9 protein-coding genes are annotated in these 11,749 nt (G+C 63.2%); 6 read left to right on the top strand and 3 right to left on the bottom strand.

Annotated elements, in window-relative coordinates:
* Positions 1 to 95: 95 nt before the first annotated feature.
* Both lpxD and E5K00_RS05175 read right to left on the bottom strand, forming a co-directional pair.
* The gene (gene lpxD, locus E5K00_RS05180) at positions 96 to 1,136 is read right to left on the bottom strand and encodes a UDP-3-O-(3-hydroxymyristoyl)glucosamine N-acyltransferase (RefSeq protein WP_135462190.1); all 1,041 of its coding nucleotides are present in this window, start codon (positions 1,134 to 1,136) and stop codon (positions 96 to 98) included.
* A 238-nt stretch (positions 1,137 to 1,374) separates the two neighbouring features.
* Positions 1,375 to 2,607 (bottom strand): HD domain-containing protein, encoded by a 1,233-nt coding sequence (locus E5K00_RS05175; RefSeq protein ID WP_135462189.1) that lies wholly within the window; start codon positions 2,605 to 2,607, stop codon positions 1,375 to 1,377.
* 364 nt (positions 2,608 to 2,971) lie between these two features.
* Between E5K00_RS05175 and porX the strand changes: the two genes are divergently transcribed.
* A complete protein-coding gene (gene porX, locus E5K00_RS05170) occupies positions 2,972 to 4,537 on the top strand; it encodes a T9SS response regulator signal transducer PorX (protein WP_135462188.1) in 1,566 nt (521 codons plus the stop codon).
* Between the two features lie 33 nt (positions 4,538 to 4,570).
* On the opposite strand, the gene E5K00_RS05165 is transcribed toward porX, so the two are convergent.
* On the bottom strand, positions 4,571 to 5,044 hold the full coding sequence (locus E5K00_RS05165; protein WP_135462187.1) for a hypothetical protein: 474 nt from the start codon (positions 5,042 to 5,044) through the stop codon (positions 4,571 to 4,573).
* 266 nt (positions 5,045 to 5,310) lie between these two features.
* Here E5K00_RS05165 and E5K00_RS05160 point away from each other — a divergent pair, with 266 nt between their 5' ends.
* The 5 genes from E5K00_RS05160 to E5K00_RS05140 all read left to right on the top strand — a co-directional run bounded on the left by E5K00_RS05160 (position 5,311) and on the right by E5K00_RS05140 (position 11,728).
* A complete protein-coding gene (locus tag E5K00_RS05160) occupies positions 5,311 to 5,991 on the top strand; it encodes an HAD family hydrolase (RefSeq protein ID WP_167856756.1) in 681 nt (226 codons plus the stop codon).
* Between the two features lie 535 nt (positions 5,992 to 6,526).
* Entirely contained in the window at positions 6,527 to 7,363 is an 837-nt protein-coding gene (locus tag E5K00_RS05155) for a hypothetical protein (RefSeq protein WP_135462185.1), read from the top strand.
* 173 nt (positions 7,364 to 7,536) lie between these two features.
* Positions 7,537 to 8,418 carry a hypothetical protein gene (locus tag E5K00_RS05150; protein WP_135462184.1) on the top strand — a complete coding sequence of 294 codons (882 nt, stop codon included), beginning with the start codon at positions 7,537 to 7,539 and terminating at the stop codon, positions 8,416 to 8,418.
* A 3-nt stretch (positions 8,419 to 8,421) separates the two neighbouring features.
* Entirely contained in the window at positions 8,422 to 9,741 is a 1,320-nt protein-coding gene (locus E5K00_RS05145; RefSeq protein WP_210114277.1) for a hypothetical protein, read from the top strand.
* 4 nt (positions 9,742 to 9,745) lie between these two features.
* The gene (locus E5K00_RS05140) at positions 9,746 to 11,728 is read left to right on the top strand and encodes a hypothetical protein (protein ID WP_135462183.1); all 1,983 of its coding nucleotides are present in this window, start codon (positions 9,746 to 9,748) and stop codon (positions 11,726 to 11,728) included.
* Positions 11,729 to 11,749: the final 21 nt, after the last annotated feature.

Genomic DNA, 11,749 nt, shown 5'->3' with positions numbered 1-11,749 from the left:
GTTGTTAGTTGTCTGTTGTCAGTTACCGGACTATCCTAAACAGAACTGACCTGACAACTGGCAACGAGCAACTGACAACTAAATAGGCTGCAAAGCTAGGACTTTTCCGGCATGGATGAGTTACGCTCCAGGTCGCTGAGGCGGCGCTCTACCTCGGGCAGGTGGCGGAAAATGGCGTTGGCCCGCAGCGAGTCGCGCAGGTTAAAGGCCGGGGAGCCCTGCAGCAGCACCCCTTCGGTTTTGATGGACTTGCCCACGCCTGACTGGGCCGTGACGGTGGTGCGGTTGGCCAGCGAGAGGTGGCCGGCAATACCGGTCTGGCCGGCCAGCACGCAGAAGTCGCCGATTTTGGTGGAGCCCGAAATGCCGCTCTGCGCGGCCACGACGGTGTGGCGGCCGATTTCCACGTTGTGGGCAATCTGCACCAGGTTGTCGATTTTGGCACCTTCCCGGATGATGGTCGAGCCCATCGTGGCGCAGTCGATGGTGGCGTTGGCCCCGATGCTGACGTTGTCTTCCAGCACCACGTTGCCGATCTGCGGAATGGTCTTGTAGGAGCCGTCGGGCTGGGGCGCGAAGCCGAAGCCGTCGGAGCCGATAACCGCGCCGGCGTGCACCGTGCAGCGGTTGCCGATGACGGTTTCGGCGTAGATCTTGGCCCCGGCGTAGATAATGGTGCCGTCCCCAATCACGCACCGGTCGCCGATGTAGGCCTGGGGGAAAATCACCACGTCGCGGCCGATGCGGCAGTCCTGGCCGATGTAGGAAAAGGCCCCGCGGTAGTGGTTGTCGCCGATGGTGGAGCCCGCGCCGATAAAGGCGGGCTCTTCCACGCCGCGCCGGCCGGTGCGGGTGGCCTGCTGGTAAAACTCGAGCAGGGTGGTGAAGCTGGTATACGGGTCGTCGACGCGAATCAGGGCCGGGCCCACGGGGTGTTTCAGCGCCAGCGTCTTACTCACGATGACGGCCGAAGCGCCCGTGGTATACAGGTGGGGCTCATACTTCAGGTTCGACAGGAAGGAGAGGGCCCCGGCCTGTGCTTCTTCGATTTTTGCCAACCGGTCAATGCGCTGGGAGGCGTCGCCTTCGACGACGCCGTGGAGCACTTCCGCAATCTGGCCTACCGTAAATTCCATTGCGCAAAAGTAGAGAAAAGTTGGTGCTTGGCTTTTGGCAGGAGAGGAATGCAGCCTAATGGCAAAGCAGCGAAGTAATTAAAAACAGAACGTCCTGTCGAACGCAGAACGTCTTTCCGGGCGCAGCCGAGGAATCTCGCGTGGCATCGGTTGATTACTAACCCAGCTAAACACGCGAGATTCCTCGACTTCGCTTCGCTACGCTCGGAATGACGTTCTGTTATCCTCTGGTAATGCGCTACTGCGCAATTTCCTTGGGGTAGCAGATGTAGTGCTTCTCCACGCGCTGGCCCAGGGCCCGGATGTTGGGCAAATCCGAAGCTTCGGCCACGTTAATCACCCGGCCGCTTTTGGTCAGCACGTCGATGGTGTCTTTGCCGTCGGCGTCGTAGGCGTTGTTGCTGATGCGGCCGGCGAGCATCAGCTGGCTGGCGTCCTGGGGCGAGAGGTCGAACTTCTCGGCAATAAGCTCGATGACGCCCAGGCCCAGGTCGTCGTCGAAGGGCTCGGTTTGCAGGATGATCTTGAACAGCTTGCGGTCCAGCATGCTGCGCGACATGTAGCTGAGTACTTTGTCGGGGTGCTGGGCCCACATCTTCACGGCGCTCCACACGTCGGTGTCGTCGAGCTGCACGAAGCGCTGCAGAATGGTGTCGTCCTGGGAAAAGTTGAGGATGCTGACCGGCTTGGACAGGAAAAAGTGCAGGTCGGGGGAGGCGGGCACCTCGTGGCCGGAGCGCACCAGGTCCCGGGCCCGCTGAATGATGCGGATAATCATCTGCTCGGCCGAGGTGACGGTTTTGTGCAGGTACACCTGCCAGTACATCAGGCGGCGGCTCACCAGGAAGTTCTCGATGCTGTACACGGCCTTTTCCTCCAGCACCAGCTTTTCGTCCACCACCGTGAGCATCTTGATGAGGCGGTCGGCGCCGGGGCGGCCTTCCTGCACGCCGGTGTAGAACGAGTCCCGGTTGAGGTAGTCGAGCCGGTCCATGTCGAGCTGGCTGCTGACGAGCTGGTGGAAAAACGGCCGCTCGTAGGTGCCCTGGAAGATGCGGATGGCCAGATCCAGGGCCCCGTGGTGCTCCTTGTTGAGCTTCTGCATCAAGAACAGGCTGAGCTGCTCGTGGGGCACTTCGTGGAAAATGGCGTGCTCCAGGGCGTGGGAGAGGGGCCCGTGGCCGATGTCGTGCAGCAGGATGGCGGCCTGGGCGGCCTCGCCCTCGGCAGCGGAAATCTTGACGCCCTTGTCCTTGAGCGTGCGCAGGGCCAGCGACATCAGGTGCATGGCGCCCAGGGCGTGGTGGAAGCGCGTGTGCAGGGCACCCGGGTACACGAAGCCGGTGAGGCCCAGCTGCTGAATCCGGCGCAGGCGCTGAAAGTAGGGGTGCTCAATCAGGTCGAACAGCAACTCGGTGGGCACCGTGACGAAGCCGTAGACCGGGTCGTTGAAGATTTTCTTTTTGTTCAAAGGAAAGAGGCGGTAGCGCGCCGGCAAAAGCGCGTGGAAAGGAACGGAATAGGCTAAACACCCTACGGCTCAACGCCCGGCAGGGGCACGGCCGCGCCGGGCTGCAAAGCCCAACTCAACAATTTTTGGCTTCTTTACGGCGGAGTTCGGCGGCCGAATATCGGCGGACCGTAATTTTTCAGAACCAAAAACCGGGTATTGGGAGTAAAGCTACTTACGAAACGTCATTTGCAACCTGTCTGCGCCATCCGGCCTCTTTGAGGGCACCCGAATAGCGTGCGGCAGCCCTGCCAGGATGCCGCCTTTCCGAAACGCCGGGCTAGCTAGCCGGGCGCGACTTTTTCAAGATTCCCAAGACTCCAACATGCAACGGTACTCTATCCTCTGGGCCGACGACGAAATCGACCTGCTCAAACCCCACATTCTCTTCCTGACCGAAAAAGGCTACGACGTAACCGGCGTTAACTCCGGGGCCGACGCCATTGAGCAGGTGCAGGAACAGAATTTCGATATCGTGTTCCTGGACGAGAACATGCCCGGCCTCACCGGCCTGGAAACCCTGACGGAAATCAAGGCGGCCAAGCCCACCTTGCCCGTCATCATGATTACCAAGAGCGAGGAGGAGCACATCATGGAGGACGCCATCGGCTCCAAGATTGCCGACTACCTCATCAAGCCCGTCAACCCCAACCAGATTCTGCTGAGCGTGAAAAAGGTGCTGGACAACAAGCGCCTGATTTCGGAAAAGACCAACAGCAGCTACCAGCGCGACTTCCGCCAGCTGGGCATGCAGCTCGGCGACCGGCTCAGCCCGAGCGAGTGGGCCGACGTATACAAGAAGCTGGTGTACTGGGAGCTGGAAATTGATGAAACCGAGGGCAAGAGCATGGCCGAGGTCTTCAACATGCAGAAGGACGAGGCCAACAACTACTTCTGTAAGTTCATCATGGACAACTACGAGGAGTGGGTCAACAAGGAGGTGGACGATGCCCCGCTGATGTCGCACGAGCTGTTCCAGAAGCGCGTGTTCCCGCTGCTGAAGGAAACCGGCGACACGCCCGTGTACTTCCTGCTCATCGACAACCTGCGCTACGACCAGTGGAAAGTACTGGAGCCCATCATTGCCGAGCTGTTCACGGTGGACCAGGAGGAAATGTACTACAGTATTCTGCCCACCACCACGGCCTACGCCCGCAACGCCATTTTCTCGGGCATGATGCCCGGCGAGATTCAGAAGAAGTACCCCAACCTGTGGGTCAACGACGACGACGACGAGGGCAAGAACCTGAACGAGGCCGAGTTCATGGAAATCATGTTCCAGAAGGCCAACCAGAAGTACAAGTTCAGCTACAACAAGGTCACCAACCTGCAAGCCGGCAAAGACCTGCTGGGCAAGATGAGCAACCTGCACAATAATTATAAGTGCAACGTCATCGTCTACAACTTCGTGGACATGCTCAGCCACGCCCGCACCGACATGGCCATGATTCGGGAGCTGGCCGCCGATGAGTCGGCGTACCGCAGCATCACCCGCTCGTGGTTCCTGCACTCGCCTTTGTACGAGATGCTGCAAACCATTGCCGAGAAAAAGGGCAAGCTCATCATCACCACCGACCACGGCACGATTCGGGTAAAGCGCCCCTTCAAGATTGTGGGCGACCGGAACACGAACACCAACCTGCGCTACAAGCACGGCAAGAACCTGGGCTTCACCGACAAGGACGTGTACGTGGTGCGCAAGCCGGAGCGCATCTTCCTGCCCCGCGAAAACGTGAGCACCGCCTACGTCTTCACCCTGGGTGACTATTTCTTCGCCTACCCCAACAACTACAACTACTACGTGAACTACTACAAGGACACGTTCCAGCACGGCGGCATCTCCCTCGAAGAGGTGATTATCCCGTTCATCACGCTCACGTCGAAGGCGTAAGCGGGAGTAGAGTTTAACAAAAAGGGCCGGTTTCTACACCGGCCTTTTTTGTTGCTCTTCGGATTGGTCGATCAAGATTTCCAGCCAGTCACACTGGGTGGTCTGGGAGGAGTATTTGGCTAGAAGCAAGTCTTTCTGACGGTGCGCAAGCAGGAGCCGCTTTTGGGCAACAACTTGGCGGGCAAACCTAGTCAGGGAAACAGGGAAGATATTGACTGTCTCACCAGCTTGCTTGAAGCGAATGGTCACGGGGCTGCCGTTGCGTAGAGTGGCTTCGTAAGGGCCATCCATGAACACAAAATCCTTTTCGTACCACTTGTTTTTCGAGGTATAGATATCTGTTAGAGCAACAAGCCACATTTCCAGGATGCCTTCGGCACAGTCGTTCCACTGCTGGCTGGGGAAGGCATAATCACCCGTTTCCAACCAGATATTCCCCCAGATGCTGCCACCGCTGGCCGTTTCCAACGCTTCGAGCTTAAGTTGCAGGTCAATAGATTGAAACATTGTTATTAGAACCGTATGAGTAGCGCATGCAACTCGTGATAAGTGGTGCTGTATTGCATAAGGGAATCGAACCCGCTGGACCAGTAGTGTGGAACAGCTTACTCGCAAGATAATTGGGAATCGGCTCCGTAGCGCGAACTTTGTAGTTCGCGTACCAGAACGAACCTAACGGCGCGAGTTACGCGAACTACATGGTTCGCGCTACTGCGTGCTCATTCCGCCCGCCCGTCGTAGCTTACGAAGCTTTTGACCCGCACCCTGCCTGCATGCCTTACGCCCTGTTTCTCTTCGATTACGACGGCACGCTCTGCGACACCCGCCAGGCCATCGTCTACAGCTTCGAGCGCACCTTCGATGAGTACCAGGTGCCGCGGCCCGCGGCCGAGGTAGTACACGCCATGATTGGCCGGGGCCTGGTGCTGAACGACATGATCCGGGAGCTGTACCCGGCGCTATCGGCCGAGGAAGTGGCGGAGTGGGTCGTGACCTACCGCGGCATCTACGCCCGCGAGGCTGAGCCGCTGGTAACGCCGTTTCCCGGGGCGCTGGCGCTGTTTGCCCAGCTCGCGGCGCGGGGCGTGCTCATCGGCGTGCTCAGCAACAAGGGCGCGGCGGTGCTCGAAGCGTCCCTGGCCCAGCTCGGCCTGCTGCCCTTCGTGGCCCTGGTTATCGGCGACGGCACCATGCCCGAAAAGCAGCTGGCCAAGAAGCCCGACCCCATGGCCTTCCACGAAGTAGTGCGGCCCCGCTTCCCCGAAGTGCCCACCGACCGTATCCTGATGGTGGGCGACACCCCCGCCGATTTGCAGTTTGCCCGCAACAGCCGGATTGATTCCTGCTGGGTCACCTTCGGCTTCGGCGAGGCCGACCAGTGCCGGGCCCTGCACCCTACCCACACCGTGAGCCACCTGCTGGATATTCCGGCCCTGCGGCGGGTAGGGGCCTAAGCCCAGCACAAGGTAGAGACGCATCGTTGCGTCTCCTCGTCCGCGCCGTTTGGCTGATTGTCGTTCAACGATTGAGACGCAACGATGCGTCTCTACCCCGGTCATGCGCGGTGCAGCACCGCGACTTCGCGGCTCCGGACAGCGCATGACCGGTTCTACACCGCGACCTTGCGGTCCGGAACCGCAAGGTCGCGGTGTAGCACCGCAAGGTCGCGGTTCCGGAACCGCAAGGTCGTGGTGTAGCATCGCAAGGTCGCGGTTCCGGACCGCGACTTCCCGGTTCCAGACCGCAGAGTCGCGGTTCCGAACCGGGAAGTCGCGGTGTAGCACCGCAAGGTCGCGGTTCCGAACCGCGACTTGCCGGTTCGGAACCGGCGCGGAAATGCATTTCGCGGAAGCAGCCCGTTTTCGAGCCGGGCGAAACAGATTTCGGCAGAGGCTGCCGTAGTGGGCTGGAAACGGGGTTGGGCAGGCTGGCACTGGGTTTGGAAAAAGGAGGACAGCACGTATCCTTCACCCTAACCGCTTGTCAGTCATGCACAATATTGATCGGACCCTCCAGGAGCTGGAGTCAAGCGCCACCACCGGCGAGTACGAGAATAGCTTTGAGTTTGAGTCTTCCGCGGGCGAGTACGGCCAGGAAATGGAGCAGGAGTTCGGGCACGAGTACAGCGGCGAAGTCAGCCAGCAGGAAAGCCAGGAGCTGGAAATGGCCTACCAGCTGCTCGAAATCAGCAACGAGCAGGAGCTGAACCTGTTCCTGGGCGACTTGCTGAGCAAGGCCGCCAGCGCCGTGAAGGGCGCGGCCACCAGCTTCGTGGCCTCGCCCACGGGCCAGAGCGTGGGCAAGTACCTCGTGGACGTGGGCCGCAACACCCTGCCCCAGCTCGGGGCCCAGTATGGCGGGCAGGCCGGTGGGGCGCTGGGCTCCCGCGCCGGCGCCGCCCTGGGCGGCCGGCTCGGCCCGCTCGGGGCCAAGGCCGGCGGCTTCCTGGGCAACCAGGCCGGCAAGGCCGCCGGTGGGGCCGTGGGCGGCTGGGCCGGCACCCAGGCCGGCAACTGGCTGGCCAATAATGCCCAGCGCATCTTCAACCTCGAATTTGAAGGCCTCAACCCCGAAAGCCAGGAGCTGGAAATTGCCCGCGCCTACGTGCGCTTTGCCTCCGACGTCAGCCGCCGCGCCGCCCGCCTGTCGCGCCTGAATCCGCGCCTGAGCCCGGCCCAGCTGGGGCGGCAGGTGCTGGGCGTGTCGGTGCCCCAGCTGGCCCCCGGCCTGGCCGACGGCCTGGCGGCCGGCGGGGCCCCTGGCCGCCAGGCCAGCAGCGGCACCTGGGTCCGGCGCGGCAGCACCCTAGTCCTCTACGACGCCTAAGCAGCGGTGAATGAGTGAATGAGTGAATGAGTGAATGAGTGAATTGGCTGTTCGGCTGGCGCGGTTCTGCGCCGCCGGCGCGGATTGACCCTCAACCTCACTCATTCACCCATTCACTCATTCACTCATTCACCACTTCACTCATTCACCACTTCACTCATTCACCTTTCGCCATGTACAACAACGAGTTTTCGCAGGAATTTGAGCAAGCCCTCGGCCAGGAGCAGGAGTTTGGCGGCTCGCAGGAGACGTTTGAGTTCAACCCCGAATTTATGGGCGAGATGAACGGCGAATCCTATGAAATGACCGGGGAGCTGCACGAAACCCAGGAAATGGAGCTGGCCCACGAGCTGCTGGAAGTCAGCAACGAGCAGGAGCTAAACCAGTTTCTGGGCAAGCTGATCAGAAGCGCGGGCCGGGCCGTGGGCAACTTCGCCAACTCCTCGGTGGGCCGCGCCATCGGCGGCGCCCTTAAGTCGGTAGCCAAAACGGCGCTGCCCATTGCCGGCAAGGCCCTGGGCACCTTCGTGGGTGGCCCCGTGGGCGGCATGATCGGGGGCAAGCTGGGCTCGATGGCCACCAACCTGTTTGAGCTGGAGCTGGAAGGCCTCAGCCCCGAAGACCGCGAGTTTGAAACGGCCCGCGCCTACGTGCGCTTCGCCAACGCGGCCGTGCGCCGCGGGGCCAGTCTGCAACGGCAGCGGCCCGGCGTGGCGGCGCCCACCCTGGCCCGCACCGCCCTGGGCCAGGCCGCCCGGCAGTACGCGCCGGGGCTGCTGCGCAGCGGCAACGCCTCGGGCCGCCGGGGCTCGGGCCGCACGGGTGGCTACGGCCGCCGGGCCGCGGGCCGCTACGGCTACGCCGGCACCGGCGGGGGCAACCTGAATATCAACAACGGCTACGGCCAAGACCCGGACGGGCAAGGTGATGACGGCTACGACGACGGCGGCTACGGGCCGGATGGCCAGGAGCCCGACTACGCGCCCGCGCCCATCGGCCGGGCCGCGCGGGGCACGTGGCAGCGCCGGGGCCGCACGCTCGTTATTCAGCTCTAGGCCATGCGCCGCGCCGCCGACACGCAGTTTCTGGTCAACGAGGCCCTGGCCTTGTTCAGCCGCCTCCAGACGGTGCGCTCCTTCACGCTCAACACGCCCATGGTGCTGGCGGCGGCCGTTTCGGCCCCGGCCCAGGCGGCCATCAACGACCACCTGGCCCGCATTGCCTTCGATTTGCGGCGGCGGTTGCAGGAGTTCGTGCGCTGGATGCAGGGGCCCGAAAGCCAGGCCCTGAGCACGGCCGAGGCCCAGGCCAAATTCGTGCTGCTCAAGCTGCGCTTCAACAACCTGCTCGACCAGGTCGACATCTTCGCCGACGTGCTCAGCCAGCGCGGGGAGCACGGCACGGGCACCTGGCTGGCCGGCCTCGACGTGCTGGCCGAAGACGCGCTGTGCTTGCCCGGCAACTACTTCGACCCGCCCCCGCTGATCTGCTTTGCCGAGCGCGGGCACGGGGCCGCCATCCGGAGGGCCCGCACCCGCCTGCCCGGCGGCGACGACAACCCGGTGGGCGTCATTCAGATTCCGCGCGAGCGAATGGTGGGCAGCGGCATTGCCTCGTCGTTGATTCACGAAGTGGGCCACCAGGGCTCCGAACTGCTGGATCTGACCAAAACCATCCGGCTGGAGCTGGATGCCGAGGCGGCCAAGGGCGGGTCCGAGCAAATCGGGTGGCTCTTGCTCAGCCGCTGGCTCAACGAAATCCTGTCCGACTTCTGGGCCCTGGGCCACCTCGGCATCGGGGCCACCTACGGGCTGATGAGCGTGGTGAGCTTGCCCAGCTACTTCGTGTTTCGCATCGGCACCGACGGGCCCCACCCGTTTCCCTGGATTCGGGTGCGCCTGAGCCTGGCCCTGGGCGAGGCCCTGTACCCGCACCCGCAGTGGGCGGCCCTCACCCGGCAGTGGCAGGCCCTGTACCCCACCGACGGGCTGACGGCCAGCAAGCAGAAGCTGATTCAGCAGCTCGTTGACCTGCTGCCGCGCTTTGCCCAGCTCGTGCTCAACCACCGCTCCCAGGCCCTTCGCGACCAGCGGCTGGCCGACTTGTTTCCCGTGCAGGAGCGCCAGCCGGCCCGGCTGCAGGCCCTGTTTCACGAGTGGCAGCAGCAGCCCGCGCTGCGCGAGGCGGCGGCCCCGTCGCTGGTGTTTGCCGTCATCGGGCAGGCCCGGGCCGACGGGCAGCTGAGTCCGCCCCAGGAATCCGACCTGCTGGCCCGCCTGCTCACGCGCTGGGCCCTGAACCGGGCCCGCCGCTACGGGCAGACGCCGGCGCCGGCGCCCCGGCGCGTGGCCGCCCCTTCTCACTCTCTAACCACTTGAATCCATGAACCGCGAACTAAGCATTGACGCTACCCACGTTTCGCTCGGCGACAACTCGCTGCTCACCCTGGAGCTGAGCACGGAGCCCACGGAACGCCGCCTGTTGAAGGACGTGCTGGGCACGCCCGGGCAGCTGCACCTGACCATCGACAACCTGAGCACCGACGACCCGGTGCAGGTATTTCACTACACCTACGTCATCAAAAACGACGTGCTGACCCTGACCCGGGTGGAGGTGGAGGACAACCGCAAGGATAAGCTCTTCGACCAGCTCCGGCTGAAAAAGGACAGCATCTCGGTGCTCGACAAGCAAAGCATCGACATCGTCTGGACCCTGAGCGCCTGGGACAAGGTGGGCACCTACCACATCAAGGGCTACGTGAACGACGCCAGCCGCGACTTTGGCCCCTGGAAGCTGGTGGTGATGGAAGACGAGGTGGAGCGGCCCGTGCGCGTGACCCTGGGCGAGGCCAAGCGCGAGGAAACCAACGACCAGCCCCTCTGGTCCCTGATCCGGCACCGCACCATCGACTTCAACCGCTACCGGGCCTTCGTCGACAGCGTGCTGTGCGTGCGCAACCCCAACCAGCAGGACAGCCTGCTGGCGGCCAATAACAACCGCATGTTTTTGCCCTTCAATCGCCTGGCCTCCTACGCCATGCTCAAGGCCGCCACCGAGGCCTACCTGATGCAGGAAGTGGGCATGGCCATCGAGCGGGACCGGCCCGGCGGCTCGGGCAACCTGAACCTGCAGCCCTACCGCGACGCGACGGAAGCGCGCCGCCTGGGCGGGTTCCAGTTCAGCCCCGGCGACCTGCGCGAGGAGTACCTGGAGCAGCTGGAGAATGAGGAAGGCAAAGTGCTGCCCTACTTCAAAATCATCCGCGAAAAGCTCTCCGAAGTGCCCCTCAAGGACGTGGGCGACCTCACCGGCATGGGTACCGACGTGTGCTACGGCATTCTCAAGTCGAAGCTGCAGGCCCCGCCCCTGATGGAGCTGATCTGGTCGTACTGGCACGAGGAGGGCGGCCTGGTGCAAACCATGAACGCCATCAGCCTGCGCTTTCAGAACGTGCGCCAGGGAGGCCCCGGCCAGGACCCCTTGGCCAACCTGAACCTGGACCCGCTGCGGCCTCTGAACAACCTGATCTGGGGCTACATCGAAGACGAGCGGTTCCGGCTGAGCATGAACCGCCGCAACCTGGAGTACCGCTACGAGTACGGCTTCGGGCTGCTGGGGCGCGGCATTCAGGACATTCCGGTGGCCGAGTCGCGGGCGTTTTTCCTGCGTGGCTTCCACTCGCTGCTGCGGGCCGCCACCGAGTTTTACCAGCAGGCCAACTTCACCACCGTGATTCCCGACGGCTTCCCCATTCTGAACCACCTGCGCGAAGTGCACCTGACCCTGGCCGAGGGCGCCCACAACCAGTACGGCGACCTGCCCTGGACGGCCCGCTCCGAAATGCTGGTGCAGCAGTGGCTGCTGGCCCGCCCCGAGGTGCGCGAGTTTCTGGGGGGCCGCATCATGGTGCCCTACACCGAGCCCTGGATGGACCGCGTCGACAACATGAAGCAGCTGCAGGGCTGGAACCCGGCCAACATCAGCCACTTCCACGACCTGGGCACCTTCGGCGAGCAGCTGCTGCTCAGCATCCGCTACGGCTCCTGGAACAGCCCAGGCGTGGGGGCCACCAACGCCGCCAACTGGGCCTACTACTGGCGGGAGGAAATTCAGCGCTACATCCACGCCTACAAGGCCGTGACTGGCGTCGACTTAGCCTCCGACATCGTGGATGCCCGCCTGAACCTGCCCGACAACGAGGAACGCTACCTGCAGCCCGCCCAGCTGATTGAGCGGCAAACCGCTCTGCAGCACCAGCAGCTGCGGCGGCGCGGGCAACTGGCCCCGGCCTCCCGGCTCAACGCCCTGGCTCCCAACCGGCCGGCCGGCATGCCCGGGCCGCGCCGCAACGCCCTGCCCGACTAAGGAAGCCGGCCGCCGCTCTGC

This window comes from Hymenobacter aquaticus, assembly GCF_004765605.1.
GTDB classification, from domain to species: domain Bacteria; phylum Bacteroidota; class Bacteroidia; order Cytophagales; family Hymenobacteraceae; genus Hymenobacter; species Hymenobacter aquaticus.
This window is presented reverse-complemented; position numbering and strand designations above follow the sequence as displayed.

Excerpts from the sequence above, each read along its gene's own strand:
- E5K00_RS05155 (WP_135462185.1), top strand. The coding sequence starts at position 6,527 with ATGCACAATATTGATCGGACCCTCCAGGAGCTGGAGTCAAGCGCCACC.
- E5K00_RS05150 (WP_135462184.1), top strand. The coding sequence starts at position 7,537 with ATGTACAACAACGAGTTTTCGCAGGAATTTGAGCAAGCCCTCGGCCAG.
- E5K00_RS05145 (WP_210114277.1), top strand. The coding sequence starts at position 8,422 with ATGCGCCGCGCCGCCGACACGCAGTTTCTGGTCAACGAGGCCCTGGCC.
- E5K00_RS05140 (WP_135462183.1), top strand. The coding sequence starts at position 9,746 with ATGAACCGCGAACTAAGCATTGACGCTACCCACGTTTCGCTCGGCGAC.
- E5K00_RS05160 (WP_167856756.1), top strand. The coding sequence starts at position 5,311 with ATGCCTTACGCCCTGTTTCTCTTCGATTACGACGGCACGCTCTGCGAC.
- porX (WP_135462188.1), top strand. The coding sequence starts at position 2,972 with ATGCAACGGTACTCTATCCTCTGGGCCGACGACGAAATCGACCTGCTC.
- E5K00_RS05165 (WP_135462187.1), bottom strand. The coding sequence starts at position 5,044 with ATGTTTCAATCTATTGACCTGCAACTTAAGCTCGAAGCGTTGGAAACG.
- lpxD (WP_135462190.1), bottom strand. The coding sequence starts at position 1,136 with ATGGAATTTACGGTAGGCCAGATTGCGGAAGTGCTCCACGGCGTCGTC.